Here is a 20,414-nt window from a genome sequence, read left to right on the forward strand (position 1 = left end):
TCGTTCAGGGTGGGCGGCTACCGGCATGCGGGAGGTTTGCGGCAGGATCTGTGGATGGCTGTCCGAGATCTGCGCACCTTGCCCAAGGCCCACCTTCATCTGCATTTCACGGGTTCGATGCGTCCGTCCACGCTGCTGGAGCTCGCCGACAAGTACGGCGTGCACCTGCCGGCCGCGCTGAGCGGCGGTGAGCCCCCCAGCCTGAGGGCGACCGACGAGCGGGGCTGGTTCCGCTTCCAACGGCTCTACGACATCGCGCGCTCCTGTCTGCGGGAGCCGGAGGACATCCGGCGGCTGGTGCGCGAGGCCGCCGAGGAGGACGTGCGCGACGGCTCGCAGTGGCTCGAGATCCAGGTGGATCCGACCTCGTACGCGCCCCGTCTGGGCGGCCTCATCCCGGCGCTGGAGATCATTCTGGACGCCGTGGAGGGCGCGGCCCGTGACACCGGCCTCGGGATGCGGCTCGTGGTGGCGGCGAACCGGATGAAGCACCCCCTCGACGCCCGTACGCTCGCGCGGCTGGCCGTCCGCTTCCGGGACCGGGGCATCGTCGGCTTCGGGCTCTCCAACGACGAACGCCGGGGATTCGCCCGCGACTTCGACCGGGCCTTCGCGATCGCGCGCAACGGCGGACTCCTGGCAGCGCCGCACGGCGGCGAGCTGACAGGGCCGAGCAGCGTGCGCGACTGCCTGGACGACCTGCACGCCTCCCGCGTGGGGCACGGCGTACGGGCGGCAGAGGACCCGGCCCTGCTGGCGCGGCTCGCGGAGCGGAACGTCACCTGCGAGGTCTGTCCCGCCTCGAACGTCGCCCTGGGTGTGTACGACAAACCCGAGGACGTGCCGCTGCGCACGCTCTGGGACGCGGGGGTGCCCATGGCCCTCGGCGCCGACGACCCGCTGCTGTTCGGGTCCCGGCTGGCGGCCCAGTACGTCATCGCACGGGAGGCGCACGGGTTCACGGACCACGAACTGGCGGAACTGGCACGGCAGTCGGTGCGCGCGGCGTCGATGCCGGCGGAGGTGCGCGAGAAGATGCTCGCCGGCATCGACGAGTGGCTCGCCTAGGTCCTGTCTGACAAATAGCGTCGTCCGTCCGTCCGTCCGTCCGTCCGTCAGGACGTGGGTTGCGGTGTCTGGTGCGTGCGGTCGCAAGGCGGAGGAGGAGAGCGCAGCGGGCTGCGCCGACGAACGACAACGCAGCGAACGTGCGTGCCAGGCGTCGTAACCCAGACGGGAATTGTCAGACAGGGCCTCGGCTCCGGACGAGCCCTGGCCCGGCCCTCGTCCGGGCCTGTTACGGAGCCTCGTCCGGGCCGATCCCGGCAAGCAGCGTACGCACGAGACCCGCCGCGAACTCCTCCAGCGGCTGCGTCGCCTCCGCACCGCCCCCGATGCTGAGCAGGATCGCGCGCTGGTTGCACGCGCCCAGCAGGAGCGCGGCCGCGGACTCCGGGTCGGCGCCGGGGCGGATGCGTCCGGCCTCGCGCTCGGAACGCAGATAGCCGGCGAGCGCCTCGACCGGCTTGTGCGGCCCCGTGCCGAGGCTGCGCATCGCCGCGTCGTGGCGGCGCAGCAGCTTCGGCTCGGCGAAGAGGGACGCAGCGATGGGAAAGCTCTGCTCGTAGAAGCGGGCCGCGCTCACGGCGATGTCGACGAGGTTCTGCTCGACACTGCGGCGGCCCTCGGGCCCGTCCCCCGCGGCGGACTCCCCGTTGAGCTCGTGGAGCAGCGGATTGAGCGGGGGCAGCCGCTCTTTCAGCACGTGGACGAAGATCTCCTCCTTGCCGGCGAAGTGCTTGTAGAGGGCGGCCTCCGAGCAGTTCGCGGCGCGGGCGATCTCCTTGGTCGTGGCCCGGGCGAGGCCGATGGTGCGCATCCGTTCCTCGGCGGCGTCGAGGATGCGTTCCCGGGTGGAACGGGCGGGATCCGTTGGGCGAGTGGGCATTCACTCACCTTAGTGGCAGAGTGGTGAGTGAACACTTACCAACCACGTCCCGTCCGGGTGACACGGTCCGCCGAACAACACCGCCTCGGGACAGAAGGAAGGACCGAACCGATGCGCTTCACGGTCTTCGGGGCAACCGGCGGCACCGGCCGCCAGCTCGTGCGGCAGGCGCTGGACGCCGGGCACGAGGTCACCGCGGTGGTACGGGACCCGGCCCGGCTGCCTGTACCGGACGAGGGTTCCGCACGGCTGGAGGTCGTCACCGCCGACGTCACCGACCCGGAAGCTCTGGCGCCCGCGCTGTCCGGCCGCGACGCCGTGCTCTCGGCGCTCGGCGCACCGAGCAACAAGGCCGCGGGCATCGCCTCACGCGGAACGCGGGCGATCCTGGCCGCCATGGAGACGAGCGGGGTACGCCGCTACATAGGGGTGAGCGCCGCTCCGGTGGCGCCGTTCGGCGAGGACGAGAGCCTGTTCTTCCGCACGGTGGCGGTGCCGTTGGTGCGCCGGGCCCTGCGCCGCGTGTACGCGGACCTTGCGGTGATGGAGGAGGCGGTACGGGCGAGCGGTCTGGAGTGGACGCTGGTGCGGCCGCCCAGGCTGACCGACCAGCCCGCGAGCGGCACGTACCGGCGGACGATCGGGGCCAATGTGCCGCGCGGACGCACCGTCCCGCGCGCCGATCTGGCCGCCGCGATCCTGGAGATGGTGGAGGACCCGGCGACCGTGAGGCAGGGCGTCGGCGTCGCCTCCTGAACCGGGCCCGCGGGCGAGGACATGCACGTGACGCACGCGGGACGTGCTCAGCGACCGCGATGCCCGACCGGCCTGGGGAGTCCGGCCGTTGCTACAGGGCGCAGCCGACGGTCACGGGCTCGTTGACGAGGGTGACGCCGAACGCCTCCCGCACTCCGTCCCGCACCTCGCGGGCCAGCGCGAGCAGGTCGGCCGTCGAGGCGTCTCCGCGGTTGGTGAGCGCGAGGGTGTGCTTGGTGGAGATGCGGGCCGGGCCCGTCCCGTAGCCCTTCGTGAATCCGGCGCGGTCGATGAGCCAGGCCGCCGAGGTCTTCGTGCGGCCGTCCTCCCCGGGGAAGGCCGGCGCCGCGACGTCGCTGCCGAGGCGCTCGGCGACGCGGACGGTGAAGGCGGCGAACTCCTCCTCGTCCAGGATGGGGTTGGTGAAGAAGGACCCCGCCGACCAGGTGTCGTGGTCCTCCGGGTCGAGGACCATTCCCTTGCCGGCGCGCAGCTTGAGGACGGTCTCGCGCGCGGTCTGCGCCGACACCCGGTCGCCCGGCTCGACACCGAGGACGCGCGCGGTCTCGGCGTACTTCAACGGCGCCGACAGGCCTCCGGCGTCCTCCAGTTCGAAGCGCACCCGGAGGACGACGTAGCGGGACGGGTCGGCCTTGAACCGGCTGTGGCGGTATGAGAAGCCGCACTCCGAGTTCGGGATGGTGACCGTCTCGTCCGCTCGGCGGTCGTACGCGACGACGTCGGTGATGGTCGCGGAAACCTCCTGCCCGTACGCGCCCACGTTCTGGATCGGGGTCGCGCCGGCGGAGCCGGGGATGCCGGCCAGGCACTCGATGCCGGCCAGACCCGCTTCGACGGTGCGGGCGACGGCGTCCGACCAGTTCTCGCCCGCGGCCAACTCCAGGCGCGTGCCGTCGAGTTCGAAGCCGGCGGTGGCGATGCGCAGGGCGGTGCCCTGGAAGCCCTCGTCCGCGATGACGAGGTTGCTGCCGCCGCCGACGATCAGCAGGGGGGTGCCCGCGGCGTCGGCCTCACGGACGGCGGCAACGACCTCCTCGTCGGTCGTGGCCGTGCGGAGGCGGGCCGCAGGGCCGCCCAGGCGGAAGGTGGTCAGCGGGGCGAGGGGCGCGTCATGGAGTTCCTGCACGCGCTCAAGCGTACGAGAGCGGGCGGGCCGGGCGCCCCCGGCGGCGCCCGTACCAGTGAGCCTCCGGCGCGCGTCGCCGCTCAGGCGAGCCGCACGACGGCCCGGGACATGCCCAGAACCTTCTGGCCCGCGCTCATCACCGTCAGGTCCACGCGCACGGTGCGCGCCTCGTCGTCGAGCTTCGCCGCCACCTTGCCGCTCACCTCGATCGCGGCGCCCTTGTCGTCGTCGGGCACGACGACGGGCCTGGTGAAGCGCACGCCGTACTCGACGACGGCCGCGGGATCGCCCGTCCAGTCGGTGACGACCCGGATCGCCTCGGCCATGGTGAACATGCCGTGGGCGATGACGTCGGGCAGGCCGACCTCCTTGGCAAAACGCTCGTTCCAGTGAATGGGGTTGAAGTCACCGGAGGCGCCCGCGTAGCGCACGAGGCGTTCGCGGTCGACGGGGAAGGTGCTCGCGGGCAGTTCCGTCCCGGCCTCGACGTCGGCGTACGCGATCTTCGCTGCCATCACGCTCCCCCTGTCCCCTGCGCGGACGGCTCCTCCTCGGGGCCGCGGGCGACCAGCTTGGTGTGGGCGGTCACCACGTGCTCGCCCGATTCGTCGTGCACCTCGCCGCGTACGTCGAGGATGTCGTTGCCTGCCATCGACTTGATCGCCTCGATGGTCGAGGAGACCGTGAGCCGGTCCCCCGCCCGCACGGGACGGGTGTAGGCGAACTTCTGGTCGCCGTGCACAACTCGGCTGTAGTCGAGGCCCAGTTGAGGGTCCTCGGTGACCTGGCGGGCCGCGCGGAAGGTGATGGCGAAGACGAACGTGGGCGGCGCGATCACATCGGGGTGCCCGAGGGCCTTTGCCGCTGCCGGGTCCGTATAGGCCGGGTTGGTGTCGCCGATGGCCTCGGCGAACTCGCGGATCTTCTCGCGTCCCACCTCGTACGGGGTGGTGGGCGGATAGTTCCGCCCCACGAAGGACTGGTCTAGCGCCATGGGCGCGTCACCTCCTGAACGGTGATGATGCAGCGGCCGTCGGCCTGTGGGCCCCGGAAGCGGCCGCGAGCCGCGGCGGGCAACGACACGAGGCCGCCCCCGGTGCGGGGACGGCCTCGTGACAGGGCCTGGTTCAGCGCGTCTCGCGGTGCGCCGTGTGTGCGTTGCAGCGCGGGCAGTGCTTCTTCATCTCAAGACGGTCCGGGTTGTTGCGCCGGTTCTTCTTGGTGATGTAGTTCCGCTCCTTGCACTCCACGCAGGCCAGCGTGATCTTCGGGCGGACGTCTGTGGCAGCCACGTGAGTGCTCCTTGACGGACAGATGGGCCAGAACGCAGGAAGAGTAGCCGATCGAAGGACCGAACCCACAATCGGCTACATTCGGTGAAGTAGCGGTGACCGGACTTGAACCGGTGACACAGCGATTATGAGCCGCTTGCTCTACCGACTGAGCTACACCGCCACGATGCGCGGACTCCCATCTCCCGACGGGAGATCTCACACATCAGAGCCCCAAAACGGAATCGAACCGTTGACCTTCTCCTTACCATGGAGACGCTCTGCCGACTGAGCTATTGGGGCGAGCGGTGAAGACATTACACGCCTGACAGCCAAACGTGAAATCCGTATCGCACCCGTCCAGCGCCGTTCGGGGGCCGTGCTTCCAGGGTCTCATCCCGCGTCTCCGAAGGCGCCAAAGTCCCCTCGCACCACGTCAGTACGACTATTGGCCTCCTCCTCGCCGGTGCCCCCCGCGCGCCCTACTCTCGACTCACGCTGCGTGATCATGATCATCCGCCGATGTGGGGAGTGCGATGGCCGACAGCCAGTCAGATGGGCCGGGCGACGGTGAAGGCCCGCGCGACGAATCTGACGCGAACCGGGGCCAGGACGGCACCGGGAACGGCCAGACGGACGGCGGCCCGGCCGGTGATGCCTCCGAATCCCGGAACGACGCCCCCAGGAGCGACGCCCCTCGCGAGTCCGCCGGGACCGACGGCCCCAAGGCGGAAGCCTCTCCGGCGCGTGACTCGCACGGCGCCTCCGCCCGCGACTCCGCCGCCCCCCGCGACGTCACCGGTGACAGCACCTCTCCGCGCCCGCTCATGCTGTGCGGGGCCCGTCTCGCCGACGGCCGCACCGTCGACGTCCGCCTGGGCGGCGGCCGCATCGAAGCGGTCGGCACGGCCGGCAGCCTCGCGCAAGGTCCGCAGCCGGGCGGCGCCTCGCGCGTCGACCTCGCCGGATATCTGCTGCTCCCGGCGCCCGCGGAGGCACACGCGCACTACGACACGGCGCTGACAGCCGTCTCCCCCACCTCGGCAGGGCCGCCTCGCAGCGCGCCCGAGGACGTCCAGCGCCGCACGACGGAGGCGGCCCTTCAGCAACTCGGGCTGGGCGCGACGGCGACGCGGACGCATGTGCACATCGGCGACGTCGCGGGGCTGCGCTCGCTGGAGGCGGTCCTTCAGGCACGCCGGGCGCTGCGCGGGCTGGTGGAGCTGAGCACCGTGGCGGTGCCCCGGCTGCTGACCGGGGTGGCGGGGGCGGACGGTCTGTCGATGCTGCGGGACGCGGTGAAGATGGGCGCTTCGGTCATCGGCGGCTGCCCGGACCTCGACCCCGACCCGGCCGGTTACGTGGATGCCGTCCTGGAGGTCGCCGCGGAGCACGGCTGCCCCGTCGACCTGCACACGGACGGTGCCGATCCGGCACGGCTGTCCAGGCTGGCCGCCGCGGCGGGCGGGCTGCGCCCCGGAGTCGCGATCGGGCCGTGCGCGGGCCTGGCCAGGCTGCCGCACAAGCCCGCGGTCCGCACGGCCGAGCGCCTGGCCGCCGCGGGGGTCACCGTCATCTGCCTGCCGCAGGGCAACTGCGGTGTGCTGGAGCGTCCTTCACAGACTGCGCCTTCGCGCGTGGCGCCCGTACGGCTGCTCAGGGCGGCGGGCGTCACCGTTGCCGCGGGGAGCGGGGCGCTGCGGGACGCGGCGAACACGGTGGGCAGGGGCGATCCGCTGGAGGCCGCCTACTTGCTGGCGTCGCACGGCGAGGCCACTCCGGAGGACGCCTACGACACGGTCTGCGCAAGGGCCCGTACGACGATGGGCCTGCCCGAGGTGCGGGTGGAGGCGGGCTTCCCCGCGGAGCTGGTGGCCGTGCGCGGTACGGAATTGGCGGGGGCGCTTTCGCTCGCGTACAGCCGAGTGGTCGTGCACCGGGGGCGTGTTGTCGCACGCACCAGCGCGGCGCGTGAGTTCTGCGACTTCACCGGTACGTCCGAGTTCGACCTGCCGAGGCAGTCGCAGGGCTGAGCGCCCGCCGGGCTGACGGTGCCTCATCACCGTCCGCTCGGCGGTGACGTACGGTCGGAGGCATGCGCACAGTCATCGCCGGTGGACACGGTCAAATCGCAATGCGGCTGGGGCGTCTGCTCGCTTCGCGCGGGGACGAGGCCGCGGGCATCATCCGCAACCCGGAGCAGGCGGACGATCTGAGGGCGGCGGGTGCGGAGCCGATCGTCTGCGACCTGGAGTCGTCCTCCGTCGAGGAGGTGGCCGCGCATCTGCGGGGCGCCGACGCCGTGGTCTTCGCCGCCGGAGCGGGCCCGGGCAGCGGAGCGGCGCGCAAGGAGACGGTCGACCGTGCGGCTGCCGTGCTGTTCGCCGACGCGGCGGAACAGGCAGGCGTACGGCGCTACATCATCGTCTCGTCCATGAACGCGGACTCCGGGCTCACGGAGCCGCCGCCCGGCATGGACCCCGTGTTCGCCACGTATCTGCGGGCCAAGGGCGCTGCGGACGACGACGTGCGGGCGCGCGGTGGCCTCGACTGGACGGTGCTGCGGCCGGGGCGCCTCACCGACGGCCCCGGTACGGGCAGGGTGCGGCTCGACGAGCGCACGGGACGCTCCGAGGTGCCGCGCGACGACGTCGCGGCGGTGATCGGGGCGCTGCTGCACGCGCCCGGCACGGCAGGTCTGACGCTCGAACTGGTCAGCGGTGACACACCTGTCGACGAGGCGGTCGCACAGGTCGCACTGCGCTGAGGCGTGGCGTCGGCGGGCCTGGTCCTGTCGGGCCGGACCGGCCGGGATCAACCGCCCGCGCTGCGGCGCAACTTGGCGAGTTCGGCGTTGAACTGCGCGCCGACGAGCAGCGCGAGGTTGGACATCCACAGCCAGATCAGGAAGACGACGATCCCGGCGAGCGACCCGTACAGCCGGTGGTAGGTGCCGACGTGCGAGGCGTAGAGCGCGAATCCGAGTGACGCGACGAGCCACAGCATCACCGCGAGCGCGCCGCCCGGAACCCGCCGTCGTACGCCTCGCGTCTCGGCGGGCCCGGTGCGGAAGACGACCAGCACGAGCACCGCGACCAGGCCCACCAGCAGCGGCCACTTCATCGTGTTCCAGGCGCCGGCTGCGAAGCCGCCCATCCCGAGGAGCCCTCCGGCCGTACGCGCGACCTCACCGCTCAGCATGAGCACGAACACGCTGGAGACGAGCAGCGCGAGCAGCACAAGTGCGGTCAGCACGATCCGCGGAACGGTCCGCCAGACCGGACGGTGGTCCTGGACGCCGTGCATCGCGTGCAGCGCGCGCCGGAAGACGCTCAGGTAACTGGACGCGGACCAGAGCGATCCCGCCGTGCCGAACACCGCGAGCAGCCAGGCCGCCGTGCTCTGCGCGGCCATGTCCTTCAGCACGCCCGCCATGAGCTCGCCCGACTCGGCGGGAAGGACGGTCGTGACGCGGGCGATGAGCTCCCGTGTGGCGTCCGTACCGGCGAGTCCGACGGCCGAGACCGTGACGAGCAGGGCGGGGAAGATCGCGAGCACGGCGTAGTACGTGAGCGCGGCGGCCCAGTCGGTCACGTCGTCGTTCCAGACGGAGACGGGCGTGCGGCGCAGCGCGACGCGGCAGTCCCCGGCGCTGGGCAGGAGCCCGGCCGCGTACGAATCGCCGAGGGCGCCCCCGGTCGCCGCCGGAGCCGGTGTCCCGGGACGCGGCGCGGACCCGCTCCCGCGGTCCGCTCCCCCGGCTTCTCCCCCGGTCACGCCTGTCGTCACTCTTGTCCCTCCGCCTTGCTGGTGTCCGCTCGGGTGCGGCTCGTACGCGTCCGGCCGCCTTAGCCGCGCGGAAACATCGAGCGTATGCGCACGCCGTCGGAGGGTCGTAGGCCGGCCGTTCCCGTCAGCTGCCGCCGAGGATGATCAAGATGAAGATCACGCAGCAGAAGATGCTGACGAGCCAGCTGTGCGACTCGAGCCAGTCCCTCACCTGCGGCATCGCGGCCTGCGTCCAGTGGCGGGAGATCGTGAAGACGATCAAGGGCAGCGCGGCGAGGAACACCACCGCGCCCAGGAACGGCAGCACTCCCGCGTAGCCCGAGGCGTCGCCGCGCAAGGAGATGCCCACGGTCAGCATGACGATGATGTCGGACGGCATCAGCAGGATCAGCAGCAGCCCCGTCCTGAAGGCCTGCGCGGGGCCCGCGGAGAGCAGCCCGGTCAGCCACTTCGGCGGCCGTGACGTCCGGCGCCCCAGATACGTCTTGACGGCGAGCGCCACCAGGAGCGCGACGAGGACGTACTGGACGATGCGGCCCGCGGAGCTGCGGCCCGCCGAGTGGCCGGTGCCGCTTCCAAGGTCCAGCAGGTCCGCCAGCCCGAACGCGGCTGCGGTGCCTGCGGCGGTGGAGAGCAGGATCCCGGCGATGAACGCGCCGGAGAGCCGGTACGGGCGGGGAGTCGTCGTCAGAATGACGGCCGAGATGATCTGAGGCCCGGCCAGCATGGTGATCGACAGCGGCAGTACGTCCAGCGTCACGGCACCAGCTTCCCGCCTCACGGCGCCCGCCGGCCGGGTGGCGAGCCCCGGTGCACCCGCCGGTGGCGGCCGGGTGTGGCTTGGACATGGAGCTGTGCAGGTCCTCCGAGCTGGGGAAACGTCTCCGGTCGCAGGCTGTGGAGATTCTGCCAAACTAGGACATAAGCACCTGAACAGGTGAAGATAGACCTTGCAAGAGGGAGGGTCTCGACATGGCAACTCACGCTGCCGGCGGCGCGCATGCGGGCACCGCCGTTCGCGGTACCGGCAAGCCGGCGATGTTCACCGGCTGGACGAAGCTGGCCGGTGCGCTGATGTTCTTCGGCGGGCTGCTCGCCGTTTCGTCCGGTGTCGCAGCCCTGCGCGAGGACGCCGTCTTCGCGTCGACGCAGAGCTACGCCTTCGATTACAGCCTCACGGGCTGGGGATGGGTGCACCTGTTCCTGGGCGCAGCAATAGCGGTCGCCGGCATCGCTGTGATGCTGACGGGTGCTACATGGGCCCGATGGATCGGGATAGCCCTTGCCGGCCTGGGCATGATCGCCAGCTTCATGTGGCTGCCCTACTTCCCGCTCTGGGCAGTGATCACGCTGGCGGTGGACGTGTTCATCATCTGGGCGCTGTGCGCGGGCATGGGCACACGATCCCAGACGTCCCAGACGTCCACGTAACACCGCGGAGGCGATGGCTCCGGACCGAACTTGCGGTCCGGAGCCGTCGTTGTGGCCGCGCCCGGTCTCCCGCAGGGGCGGGAAAATCCAGGGCGCCGCCACGCATGCGCGGACGGCGGCACCGGCTCATCGGCATGCGGTGAGGCCCAGTTCGGACAGTAGGCTCCTTGCGCGCCGTTCGATCTCGTCCCGGATCGGACGGACCGCATCCACGCCCCGGCGCGCCGGGGCGTCGAGCGTCCGGTCCAGGTAGCGCTGGCCGGGAAGAAGGGGCAGGCGTCGCCGCAGCCCATCGTGATCACGACGTCCGAGTCCTGTTCCGCCTTCACGGGCAGGGCCTTCGGCACCTCGCCGGCGATGTGTCGATGCACGGCTCGCGCACGGCCTCGACCACCGCAGGGTTCACGGCGTCGGCCGGGCCGCCGGTTCGTGCTGCTTCGTGCGGCGGGGAGTCCGGAGGCCGGGAGTTCGGTGGCCTCCGAGCGGTCGACGTCGATGAGACCAACATGGGCCACGCCTGAGTGAAAGCGGTGTTCCCGCTCGGGGCGGCAGGAAGTGCGCGGGTACGGATGCGCTCGCCACACAGATCACGACCCGTATCTGACAGAGAGAGGGGAGTGCACGAATGGTGAGCAAAAGAAAGATCGCCGCAGCGCTGGGCGCCACCGCCATCATCACGCTCATCGGGGCCGGTGGAGCGCAGGCTCAGGACCACACCGGCGGGGAGCGGCCGAAGGGCTGCACCGACAGCGGTTCCGCGGGCAACGAGGCCGCCCGCGCGAAGTACGTCGCCCTGGTGTGCAACGGCAAGGTCTACACCCTGACCGTCGACGAGCGCACAACGCCCGGGACGCCCGTCGGCGGCTGGGTCAACGCGAGAGCCCCCCGCCACGTCACCGACGTATCGGTGGCCTCCAATACCCAGGACGTCGCCGGCGGGCCGGTGTTCATCACCGTGCTGACCAAGAACGGACGGGCCTGGGAGGGCTCGTGCGCCGCCACCGCCGGCCAGCCGCTCGGGCCGTGCACGTTCACGCAACTGCCCAGGCCGCCCCACTGACCGGACACCCCGACCGGTGCCCGTCGGCGCTCAACCCCTCGCGTGATCCACTTCCGGCGGCGCTGTGACTTCTTGCCGGCGAACCCCCGGTGCCCTCGTACGGCACCGGGGTTCGCCGGCTGCGGATGGCCGGGGGCTCCACTGCGGGCCAGCTCCCCCTCGTCCCAGGAGAACGGTGAGCGGGAGAGACCTTGCAGGTCCGGTCACCCGCCGAGAGGTGATCACGGCGGATCGTGATCAGGAGATGGACGGCGAGGGCAGGCGGCAGTTCATCCGCCTCGGCGCAGGGGTTGCCAGTTGCCTGAGCTTGTCGGCCGTGCTCGATCCCGCATCTGGATCTGACTCGCTTGCGGGAAGCCCATGAACGTTTCCAATGTCGATCCGGATCTGCGGCGCTGCCCGTCCTCCGGGACCTTTTTCGAGACGAACGATCCCGATGTGGGGCGCGAATACATCAACGCCGCCTACGGAACCCGCGCGCGCATCAGGGGTAGCGAGCACGATGAGCTGGTCAGGCACGCCCGCCACGACTTCGGTTCCTTCTCCGTGAACGACCGTCCCCCTGGCTCGCGGGCCAGTGGCGCAGCGCCGTCGAGCATCTCCGCAGCGTCATCGAGGCGAACCCCGACGCGATGAACGAGCCGCTCCTGATCGGGAACCTGGCCCGCAACCCGGCGGAGAACGCGATGGCCACATTCCCCAACTCAGAGGAACGGCAGCCCACTTCGGCGGAGGGCCGCGACGCCACACCCGCGGCGGTACACAGGGCGGTCGCGTTCATCGAGTCGAACGCGGAGACGGACATCAGCCTCGCCGACATCGCCAACGCGGCCCGGGTAGCACCGCGCGCGCTGCGGCTCGCCTTCGCCCGGCATCACAGGACTAGGGCCTTCGGCTTTCTGCGTAGCGTCCGTCTGGATCGCGCGCACTTCGAGCTCCTGGCCGCCGCGGGGTCCGGGTCTACCGGGCCGGGCGCCGGTGCCGGCACCGGCAGGGGCACCGGCGATACGACGGTGGCCTCCGTCGCCGCGCACTGGGGGTTCGCGACACCGGCCGTCTTCGCCGCCTCGTACCACCACACCTACGGCGTGAGCCCCGACGAAACCCTCGCGGCCTGACGGCGCGTGCGTTCGTGGCCCGGGGTGGTCGAAGCCCTCACGCCTCCAACGGGAACCGGGAACCGGTACACCTCGAGGCGGCGACTCCCTGACCTCGCGCCTCACGGTCCACGACCACATCTGCGACTTGAACCGGCCCCTGACCGTCGTGCTCGGTCAGGGGCCGGCCTCGTCCGTGGGGGCGTCAGGATGCGAACCCAGGAGTGTTCAGGCGGCACATCTGCGGTCCCCCTGGCCCCGGCCGCCGCGGGCCCGTCAGAAGTGGGTGTTCTGCACCCAGCCCCAGCGCTTCGCGTTCGGGACGTAGACCTTGGTCCAGCCGGCCTTGCGTTCCGACGTCCGGTGCACGTGCCAGTCGGCCTTGACGTTGCCGATCACGAACCGGTTCGGGAAATCGCGCAACGTGCCCTTGCTGTCGATCCGCTTCGAGTCGACCACGGAGCCGGGCGAGACGCGGAAGTCGACCTTGCGGTAGTGGTCCTTCTCGACGGCGCTGCGCCCTTCGAGGGTGCGCTTGGGCACCGCGCGCCCGGCGGGATAGGAACTGCTCGGCGTGGGGAACGGCTCGCCGCCCACCGAGGTGCCGATGCAGCTGGGGTCGACGAATCCCCACCAAGGGTGCTTCGGGCTGTTGCGGTACTTCTTGTCGCTGATCATCGCCCAGCGGCTGTTGACGTTGTAGCGCCAGGCGACGACTTCCCCGGGCTTGATGGTCCAGGACGGATCGTTACCCACGACTCCGTCCTTCGGGTAGTTCTCGTACACCCGGCAGCTCTTCGCCACGTTGTAGTCGAGGATCAGGGCGACATCACGTGCGGCGTTCGCTTCCGGCAGGGCCAAGAGAGCCAGCGTGACACTGCCGGCCACACCTAAGATCGACGTTCTCAATATGCGCTTGCGCATGAATGCTCCTGTTCCCGTTGGTAGTTCTTCGGCTCGATGCCTCTACTCGGCACAACCCGGCAATCTCTACTCGGCACAACCCCGCAATCGAGTTCACGCCCCCGCCCACGCTCGGTCAGGGAGGGCCTGCAGAGAGCTGGTTCGTCGCGAATCGTTGCCCACGGGACGGTGGCGGAGCCCCAACTTGAGGTAGTTCAGAGGAAGGAGTCCGGGAGCCGGGGTCGGCCCTGCGAATTGCTGCCCGGCGGACGGGACGACGGGCACAGCCGATTCCCTGATCGAGGTCTTCCTGAGAGTCGCGAGCTTCGGAAGATGCTGGTTCCGGGCAGCCGGCCGAAGTCACGTCACCGACTGGCTTCCGGTTGGGCTCACGAGAAGTCGTACGCGGCCCAGTCGTTGACCCGGACGTATCCGAGGCGTTGGTAGAGCGCGTTGCTGGTGGGGTTGGCAGGGTCTGCGAAGAGCACGACGTCCGTTGCTCCTGCGGCCAGAGCGGCCCTGCTCACGTCGACCGTCACGGCGCCCGCGTAGCCGCGGCCCCGGAGGTGAGCCGGGGTGTAAACGGGGTCCACCCGGACCATGTCGGCCGTCATCGAAGTCACGGCCGCCATGGAGACGGGAATGCCGTCCGGGGCTTCCCAGAACGTGAAGTGTTTGTCGGCGAAGCGCGAGCCGGCCCAGGACTCGGCGTCCACGGACGGGGTCTCGCCGACGGCGTCCATGAACTCGCCGCACCAGCGCACGATTTGCTCATGGTCCTGTGCGCCGGCGACCCGACTCCGGCCTTCCGGAGGCGTCTGCTTCGGGGTGGTGAGCGTGCCAAGACGGTACAGACGGATCCGCGTGCTGAGTCTCGGCGTCGTGCCTGTCTGGCGTTGCCAGGTCTCGGCGAAGGCGGTGGCGGTGTCGTGGTCCGCGGTGACGCCGGAGAGGGAGTGGCCGAGGTCAACCAGATGTGCGGCTAGGGCGCCTGCATGCTCAGGGGTAAGTGGGGTGAGGCCCAGGCGGTGGGACGGAAGGCGGTAGAAGACGGCGCGGACCCCGCCCGCTCGCTCCAGACGGCCGAAGACAGTGGCTTCGGCTCCGTATGCGTCCGCCCCACGCGTTCGCAGTCTTTCGATCACCGTCAGCGGCATGGTGTGCAGGGCGGGTCGCGAGCGCAGGAAGTCTCCGGCTCGAGCGAGAAGGTGATCGACATCTTCGGTCAGGTGCCAGCCGTCCGAGCGCATGTCTCATGGTCGCGTACTCCCCGTCGGGAGTCCGTGCCACGCCCGTGCGGGACAGGGCGGGGAGCCGAGGGAACGACGGCGTCTCCCAGTGATCACGCAAAAGCCGACCCCTGACCGTCTTGCTGGTCAGGGGTCGGATTCATCGCTGTGGCGGCGCTAGGATTCGAACCTAGGAAGGCTGAGCCGGCAGATTTACAGTCTGCTCCCTTTGGCCGCTCGGGCACACCGCCTGGGTTTTGCTGCCCGGCCCGCCCTTGGGCGGTGCTCCGCGGCAACGGTGTAAACCATACCCGATGACCGGGGGTGCTTCGCCACCCGGTTGATCAGGGGTGCGGGCGCTGCTCAGTGGCTAGGCTGACCGCGCGGTGCGCGTCGCGGACCGCTTCTCTGACGGATCAATCACGAGGAGCCAACTCACCATGGCGGACTCCAGTTTCGACATCGTCTCGAAGGTCGAGCGGCAGGAGGTTGACAACGCCATCAACCAGGCCTCCAAGGAGATCTCGCAGCGTTACGACTTCCGCGGCGTGGACGCCTCGATCGCGTGGTCGGGCGAGCGGATCGAGATGCGGGCCAACGCCGAGGAACGGGTGAAGGCCGTTCTCGACATCTTCCAGTCCAAGCTGGTGAAGCGCGGGATCTCGCTGAAGGCACTGGACCCGGGAGAGCCGCAGTCCTCCGGCAAGGAGTACAAGATCTCCGCGACGCTGAAGGAAGGCATCGCGCAGGACGAGGCCAAGAAGATCGCGAAGGTCATCCGCGACGAGGGCCCCAAGGGCGTCAAGGCCCAGGTGCAGGGCGACGAGCTGCGGGTCTCCTCCAAGAGCCGCGACCATCTGCAGGAGATCATCGCGCTGTTGAAGGGCAAGGACTTCGACTTTCCGCTGCAGTTCGTGAACTACCGCTGAGCAGCGGCCCGTTGACCTCCGGCACTGCCCCGGCGCGTACGTCGCCGGGTCACGGCATGCGGCACTCAGGGGGCACGGCGAGGCACGGCATCGCGAGCCGTCCCGGTCGTGCCCCGTGCCGCGACCGTGCGCCGGCCCGGCAGGGAGCGCGGTGTGAGTGAGGTCACCGCATGAGCGAGCAGCACGTGGATGGTGAGGAGGTCTTCGGCGGGCACCCGCGGCCGGCTCGTACGGGCCTGGAATCACGCGGCCCGACCGAGGGCTCCCCTCCGGACCAGGCACCCGTAGGCCTCGTGCCGGACCCCGTCTACCGGCGCCGCCCCGCCATGCGCTCCAGTCGCGCGACCCGCTGAGCCATGGGCGGGTGCGTCGAGAAGAGGCGGGCCATGCCCTCGCCGCGGCGGAACGGGTTCGCGATCATCAGGTGGCTCGCCGTCTCCAGCCTCGGCTCCGGCGGCAGCGGCAACTGCTTGGTGCCCGCTTCGAGTTTGCGCAGCGCGGACGCCAGGGCGAGCGGATCTCCGGTGAGCTGGGCGCCCGACGCGTCCGCCTCGTACTCGCGGGAACGGGAGACGGCCAGATGGATGACGGTGGCCGCGAGGGGCCCCACGATCATGATCAGCAGCATGCCGAAGATGCCCGGACCCTCGTCGTCGTCGCTGCGCCCGAAGGGGATCAGCCAGGCGAAGTTGACGAGGAACATCACCACCGAGGCGAGGGCGCCGGCGACCGAGGAGATGAGGATGTCGCGGTTGTAGACGTGACTCAGCTCATGGCCGATGACGCCGCGCAGCTCGCGCTCGTCGAGCAGGCGCAGGATGCCGTCGGTGCAGCACACGGCCGCGTTGCGGGGGTTGCGTCCGGTGGCGAAGGCGTTCGGCGCCTGCGTGGGCGAGATGTACAGGCGGGGCATCGGCTGCCGGGCCGCCGTGGACAGCTCGCGCACCATCCGGTACAGCTCGGGTGCCTCGAACTCGCTGACCGGGCGGGCACGCATGGCGCGCAGCGCGATCTTGTCGCTGCGCCAGTACGCGTAGCCGTTCGTGCCGAGGGCGACGAGCAGCGCGATGACGAGGCCCGCACGGCCGAAGAAGCTGCCGATGACGATGATGAGTGCCGACAGTCCCCCGAGGAGCAGGGCCGTCCTCAGCCCGTTGTGCCGGTGCACAGTACGCCCTCCAGTGGTGCATCAGGGGAACCCTGAGCCGCGTGGTCCTGCCACGGTTCGCTGGAACCTCTCCGCCCTGGTCAACGCCGGGAGCCGGACAACAGTTCCCTGCCAGGGACGATGTAGCCCGTACGGCCCTGCGGGGCCTTCCGCTTGCGGGATCCGGGGCGTGCTGCCCGTGCGGGAGCCCGTTAGCGCAGGCCCCCGGCGGTGAAGGTGAGCACCAGATCCGGGTTCAGGGACAGGGCCACGCCCGCTGCCGCGGTGAGGGCGATCCCGGCCGCCAGCGGCGGCGCCATGCGGGTCCGCTGCGGCTCTTCGCCGGCCTGTGCGGCGACGGCGGCCGCCGGGGGCCGGAAGGCGAGCGCGGTCCAGCGCAGGTAGTAGAAGAGGGCGATCACCACGTTCACGGCCATGATCACAGCCAGCCAGCCGAGGCCGTTGGCGACGGCCGTGGAGAAGATCGCCACCTTCGCGAAGAGGCCGATCACGCCGGGCGGCAGGCCGGCGAGGCAGAGCAGGAAGAAGGCGAGCGCGAGTGCGGCCAGCGGGTGGGCCGCGTACAGGCCGCGGTAGTCGGCCAGGCGGTTGGCACTGCTGGTGCGGCTGATGTGCGCGACGACGGCGAAGGCGCCGAGGTTCACGGCCGCGTACATCAGCAGATAGGCCACGGTGGCGCCGACGGTGGACAGGGCCGGGCCGGAGGGCTCGCTGCCGCCGACGTCGGACGCGGCGGCGGCGAGGGGCACCAGCAGGTACCCCGCCTGCCCGACGGAAGACCAGGCGAGCAGCCGCACGGCGCCGTGCGCGCGGTCGGCGCCCTGGCGCAGGGCGGCGGCGTTGCCGGCGGTCATCGTGACGGCCGCGAGCACAGCCAGGGCGGTGCCCCACAGCTCCGCGCGGGTGGAGAAGGCCTGGACGAGGAGGAGGACGAGGCCGGAGATCCCCGCCGTCTTGCCCACGACCGAGAGGAACGCCGCGACGGGCACGGGCGCACCCACATAGGTGTCGGGGACCCAGAAGTGGAAGGGGACGACCGACGCCTTGAAGGCGAAGCCGACGAGGGTGAGGGCGATGCCCGCGCTGCCGAGTGCGTCCAGCTGCGGATCGGCCCTGGTGAGGCCCTCGCTGATCCCCTTGAAGTAGAGAGTGCCGGTGACGGCGTAGAGGAAGCTCGCACCGAGGAGGGTGACGGCTGTGGCGGTGACGGAGGAGAGGAAGAACTTCAGCGCGGCCTCTGCCGATCCGCGGCTGCCGCGGCGCAGCCCGACGAGCGCGAAGGCGGGCAGCGAGGCCGTCTCCAGCGCGATGACGAGGGTGACCAGGTCGCGGGAGGCGGGGATGAGGGCGGCTCCGGCGGTGGCGGACAGCAGCAGGAACCAGTACTCGCCGGCGGGCAGCCCCAGGTCGCGCACCGCGGGCATCGAGAGCAGCGCGGTGACGAACGCGGCGCCCAGCACGAGGAATTGGAGCACCAGCGCGAGGGTGTCGGCGGAGTAGGCGCACGCCTGGGACCCGTCGGGCAGGCAGAAGGTCTTGAGGTTCCTCGTACGGAGGAAGAGCAGGGGCAGCGCCGCCAGCAGCAGCGTCACGGCGGAGACAGGCCCGAGCAGCCGCTTGCCGCGCTCGGACAGGAAGAGGTCGGCGACGAGGACCGCGAGCCCCGCCACGGCGGCGATCGTCGGCGGGGAGATCGCGAGCCAGTCGACGGACTGCACGGCGGAGGCCGCGAGTTGCGTCGGCTCTCCGAGGCTCGTCGCGTGCAGGGGCTGTGCCGCCCGCACGGCCTCCGCCGCACCGTGTGCCGGGAGCGTCATCGGCTCACCCCCGGCAGGAGGCTCTGCACGGCGGGGTCGGTGAGACCGAGGAGGAGCGCGGGCCACAGTCCGGCGGCGACGGTGAGGACGACGAGCGGCGTCCAGGCCGCGTATTCGTAGCTGCGCAGCTCCGGCAGGTGCACCGTCACGGGCTCGGGGTGCGGGTGCTCCCCCGCCTCCCCGGACTCGGCGGGCGCGGCCGTGCCCGGCTCCGGGCCCTGGAGCTCCGGGCGTTCGCGGGCGTGGGGGGCTTCGCGTGCCTCGAACGGGTCACCCATGCAGACGCGGCGCACGACGACGAGCATGTACGCGGCGGTCAGCAGCGTGCCGAGGCCGCCGATCGCCATGTAGGTGACGAACGCGGATCGGTGGAGGCCACCGGCCGGGTCGTAGGAGCCGAGCAGCGTCAGCATCTCCCCCCAGAATCCGGCGAGTCCGGGCAGCCCGAGCGAGGCGACGGCGCCGAATGCGAGGAGCCCGCCGAAACGCGGGGCGGTGCCGTACAGCGCGCCGCCGGTGTCACCCGCGAGGGTGTCGAGGTCGGTGCTGCCGGTCCTCTCCTTGAGCGCGCCGACGAGGAAGAAGAGCAAGCCGGTGATGAGGCCGTGCGCGACGTTCGCGAAGAGGGCGCCGTTGACGCCGGTGGGTGTCATCGAGGCGATGCCGAGCAGCACGAAGCCCATGTGCCCCACGGACGAGTACGCGATGAGCCGCTTCAGGTCGCCGTGCGCGCCACGGCGTGCGAGGGCGAGGCACGCCAGCGATCCGTAGACGATGCCGGTCACGGCGAGCGCGCCGAGGTACGGAGCGAAGGTGCGCATGCCCTCGGGCGCGATCGGCAGCAGGATGCGTACGAAGCCGTACGTGCCCATCTTCAGCAGGACTCCGGCCAGCAGGACGGAGCCGACGGTCGGTGCCGCGGTGTGGGCGTCGGGCAGCCAGCTGTGCAGCGGCCACATCGGGGTCTTCACGGCGAGGCCGATGCCGATGGCCAGTACGGCGAGTATCTGCGTGGTGCCGCTCAGGGCCGGGTGGCTGTCGGTGGCGAGTGCCACCATGTCGAAGGTGCCGGTCTTGAAGCCGATGAGGAGCAGACCGAGCAGCATCACGACGGAGCCGAGCAGCGTGTAGAGGATGAACTTCCAGGCGGCGCGGCCCCGTTCACGGGGCTCGGCCACGCCCCAGCGGGCGATCAGGAAGTACATCGGGACGAGCACGGTCTCGAAGGCGAGGAAGAAGAGCACCAGGTCGAGCGTGGCGAAGGTGGCGAGCGTCCCGGCCTCGAGGAGCAGGATCAGCGCGACGAACGCCTGCGGGCTGCCGTCGCGGCGGCCGGTGGCGTCCTTCGGGCTGCCGTCCTCCGGGCGGCTGTCCCCCGTGCCATCGGTGGACGCGCCGTCCGCGGTGTCGTCCGCAGCCGCCTCCTTGTCCTTGGCGGCGTCTCCGTCGGCACCGGCATCCGCGTCCGAACCGGCGCCACCGTCCGAACTTGCGCCACCGTCCGAACCGGCGGGCGCCGCCTTGGCGTTGGTGCCGTAGCTGTAGAGCGCGCAGAGGAAGGCGAGCAGGGCGGTCAGCACGAGCAGCGGCAACGAGACGCCGTCCACGCCGAGATGGAGGTGGATGCCGAGGGAGGGGATCCACTCGACGTCCGACTCGGCCTGCATGGTGTCCGCCCGGCCGGTGTCGAAGCCGAGCGCGAGGACCACCGTGGCGGCGAGGACGACGCCCGTGACGGTGACGCCGTGCCGGAGCACGGCCTGCGCCGGGCCGCGTCCCTTGAGGCCGGGGGGCGCCGGCAGCAGAGCGGAGGCCGAGCCGAGCAGGGGAACGACGAGGACGGCGATGAGGAGCGCCTGCATGACGGTG

The 20,414-nt window shown here is 71.0% G+C and carries 20 protein-coding genes, 3 tRNA genes and 1 pseudogene; 8 read left to right on the plus strand and 16 right to left on the minus strand.

Annotated features, from left to right (window positions below):
• The first annotated feature begins 54 nt into the window (after positions 1-54).
• Positions 55-1,068 (plus strand): adenosine deaminase, encoded by a 1,014-nt coding sequence (locus G4Z16_RS12290; protein ID WP_197350831.1) that lies wholly within the window; start codon positions 55-57, stop codon positions 1,066-1,068.
• 229 nt (positions 1,069-1,297) lie between these two features.
• Here G4Z16_RS12290 and G4Z16_RS12295 read toward each other — a convergent pair whose 3' ends face one another.
• Positions 1,298-1,948, minus strand: a complete 651-nt coding sequence (locus G4Z16_RS12295) for a TetR/AcrR family transcriptional regulator (protein WP_197350832.1) — start codon at positions 1,946-1,948, stop codon at positions 1,298-1,300.
• A gap of 111 nt (positions 1,949-2,059) precedes the next feature.
• On the opposite strand from G4Z16_RS12295, the gene G4Z16_RS12300 reads away from it, so the two are divergent.
• Positions 2,060-2,704, plus strand: coding sequence for an NAD(P)-dependent oxidoreductase (locus tag G4Z16_RS12300; protein ID WP_197350833.1), 645 nt, complete (start codon positions 2,060-2,062; stop codon positions 2,702-2,704).
• A 91-nt stretch (positions 2,705-2,795) separates the two neighbouring features.
• Here the strand turns inward: G4Z16_RS12300 and G4Z16_RS12305 are convergent, their stop codons facing one another.
• From G4Z16_RS12305 to G4Z16_RS12330, 6 genes are all read right to left on the minus strand, one after another.
• Positions 2,796-3,935 (minus strand): UDP-N-acetylmuramate dehydrogenase, encoded by a 1,140-nt coding sequence (locus G4Z16_RS12305; RefSeq protein ID WP_281393807.1) that lies wholly within the window; start codon positions 3,933-3,935, stop codon positions 2,796-2,798.
• Complete coding sequence (locus G4Z16_RS12310) at positions 3,932-4,366, minus strand: MaoC family dehydratase (protein WP_197350835.1); 435 nt, start codon at positions 4,364-4,366, stop codon at positions 3,932-3,934. Before G4Z16_RS12310 ends, G4Z16_RS12305 begins: the two co-directional genes overlap by 4 nt.
• The gene (locus tag G4Z16_RS12315; RefSeq protein ID WP_197350836.1) at positions 4,366-4,845 is read right to left on the minus strand and encodes a MaoC family dehydratase N-terminal domain-containing protein; all 480 of its coding nucleotides are present in this window, start codon (positions 4,843-4,845) and stop codon (positions 4,366-4,368) included. The genes G4Z16_RS12310 and G4Z16_RS12315 overlap by 1 nt, the downstream gene beginning before the upstream one ends.
• Positions 4,846-4,978: 133 nt before the next feature.
• Positions 4,979-5,143 (minus strand): 50S ribosomal protein L33, encoded by a 165-nt coding sequence (rpmG, locus tag G4Z16_RS12320; RefSeq protein WP_003948671.1) that lies wholly within the window; start codon positions 5,141-5,143, stop codon positions 4,979-4,981.
• Between the two features lie 90 nt (positions 5,144-5,233).
• A tRNA-Met gene (locus G4Z16_RS12325) sits at positions 5,234-5,306 on the minus strand.
• Between the two features lie 46 nt (positions 5,307-5,352).
• Positions 5,353-5,425: transfer RNA gene (locus tag G4Z16_RS12330), tRNA-Thr, on the minus strand.
• A gap of 524 nt (positions 5,426-5,949) precedes the next feature.
• Between G4Z16_RS12330 and G4Z16_RS12335 the strand changes: the two genes are divergently transcribed.
• A complete protein-coding gene (locus G4Z16_RS12335) occupies positions 5,950-7,155 on the plus strand; it encodes an amidohydrolase family protein (protein ID WP_425508159.1) in 1,206 nt (401 codons plus the stop codon).
• A 62-nt stretch (positions 7,156-7,217) separates the two neighbouring features.
• A complete protein-coding gene (locus tag G4Z16_RS12340; protein WP_197350837.1) occupies positions 7,218-7,889 on the plus strand; it encodes an NAD(P)H-binding protein in 672 nt (223 codons plus the stop codon).
• A gap of 47 nt (positions 7,890-7,936) precedes the next feature.
• On the opposite strand, the gene G4Z16_RS12345 is transcribed toward G4Z16_RS12340, so the two are convergent.
• On the minus strand, positions 7,937-8,911 hold the full coding sequence (locus G4Z16_RS12345; RefSeq protein WP_343070802.1) for a YihY/virulence factor BrkB family protein: 975 nt from the start codon (positions 8,909-8,911) through the stop codon (positions 7,937-7,939).
• 124 nt (positions 8,912-9,035) lie between these two features.
• On the minus strand, positions 9,036-9,671 hold the full coding sequence (locus G4Z16_RS12350) for a GAP family protein (RefSeq protein WP_197350838.1): 636 nt from the start codon (positions 9,669-9,671) through the stop codon (positions 9,036-9,038).
• Between the two features lie 212 nt (positions 9,672-9,883).
• On the opposite strand from G4Z16_RS12350, the gene G4Z16_RS12355 reads away from it, so the two are divergent.
• Positions 9,884-10,342, plus strand: coding sequence for a DUF7144 family membrane protein (locus G4Z16_RS12355; protein WP_246530814.1), 459 nt, complete (start codon positions 9,884-9,886; stop codon positions 10,340-10,342).
• 126 nt (positions 10,343-10,468) lie between these two features.
• Here the strand turns inward: G4Z16_RS12355 and G4Z16_RS32465 are convergent.
• A pseudogene (locus G4Z16_RS32465) lies at positions 10,469-10,760 on the minus strand (low molecular weight phosphatase family protein); the annotation flags it as partial.
• 207 nt (positions 10,761-10,967) lie between these two features.
• Here G4Z16_RS32465 and G4Z16_RS12360 point away from each other — a divergent pair.
• Both G4Z16_RS12360 and G4Z16_RS12365 read left to right on the plus strand, forming a co-directional pair.
• Entirely contained in the window at positions 10,968-11,402 is a 435-nt protein-coding gene (locus tag G4Z16_RS12360) for a hypothetical protein (protein WP_197350839.1), read from the plus strand.
• Between the two features lie 632 nt (positions 11,403-12,034).
• Positions 12,035-12,520 (plus strand): helix-turn-helix transcriptional regulator, encoded by a 486-nt coding sequence (locus tag G4Z16_RS12365; RefSeq protein ID WP_197350840.1) that lies wholly within the window; start codon positions 12,035-12,037, stop codon positions 12,518-12,520.
• A 255-nt stretch (positions 12,521-12,775) separates the two neighbouring features.
• Here G4Z16_RS12365 and G4Z16_RS12370 read toward each other — a convergent pair whose 3' ends face one another.
• The 3 genes from G4Z16_RS12370 to G4Z16_RS12380 all read right to left on the minus strand — a co-directional run bounded on the left by G4Z16_RS12370 (position 12,776) and on the right by G4Z16_RS12380 (position 14,882).
• Complete coding sequence (locus G4Z16_RS12370) at positions 12,776-13,360, minus strand: hypothetical protein (protein WP_197350841.1); 585 nt, start codon at positions 13,358-13,360, stop codon at positions 12,776-12,778.
• Positions 13,361-13,791: 431 nt separating this feature from the next.
• Positions 13,792-14,652 (minus strand): GNAT family N-acetyltransferase, encoded by an 861-nt coding sequence (locus tag G4Z16_RS12375; RefSeq protein WP_197350842.1) that lies wholly within the window; start codon positions 14,650-14,652, stop codon positions 13,792-13,794.
• A gap of 148 nt (positions 14,653-14,800) precedes the next feature.
• A tRNA-Tyr gene (locus tag G4Z16_RS12380) sits at positions 14,801-14,882 on the minus strand.
• Positions 14,883-15,071: 189 nt separating this feature from the next.
• On the opposite strand from G4Z16_RS12380, the gene G4Z16_RS12385 reads away from it, so the two are divergent.
• Positions 15,072-15,560 (plus strand): YajQ family cyclic di-GMP-binding protein, encoded by a 489-nt coding sequence (locus G4Z16_RS12385; protein WP_197350843.1) that lies wholly within the window; start codon positions 15,072-15,074, stop codon positions 15,558-15,560.
• Positions 15,561-15,867: 307 nt separating this feature from the next.
• Here G4Z16_RS12385 and htpX read toward each other — a convergent pair whose 3' ends face one another.
• From htpX to G4Z16_RS12400, 3 genes are all read right to left on the minus strand, one after another.
• Positions 15,868-16,728, minus strand: a complete 861-nt coding sequence (gene htpX / locus G4Z16_RS12390) for a zinc metalloprotease HtpX (protein WP_197350844.1) — start codon at positions 16,726-16,728, stop codon at positions 15,868-15,870.
• Between the two features lie 191 nt (positions 16,729-16,919).
• Positions 16,920-18,545 (minus strand): NADH-quinone oxidoreductase subunit N, encoded by a 1,626-nt coding sequence (locus tag G4Z16_RS12395; RefSeq protein ID WP_197350845.1) that lies wholly within the window; start codon positions 18,543-18,545, stop codon positions 16,920-16,922.
• Entirely contained in the window at positions 18,542-20,407 is a 1,866-nt protein-coding gene (locus G4Z16_RS12400; RefSeq protein WP_246531275.1) for a complex I subunit 4 family protein, read from the minus strand. Before G4Z16_RS12400 ends, G4Z16_RS12395 begins: the two co-directional genes overlap by 4 nt.
• Positions 20,408-20,414: the final 7 nt, after the last annotated feature.

It is taken from the genome of Streptomyces bathyalis, assembly GCF_015910445.1.
GTDB lineage: Bacteria > Actinomycetota > Actinomycetes > Streptomycetales > Streptomycetaceae > Streptomyces > Streptomyces bathyalis.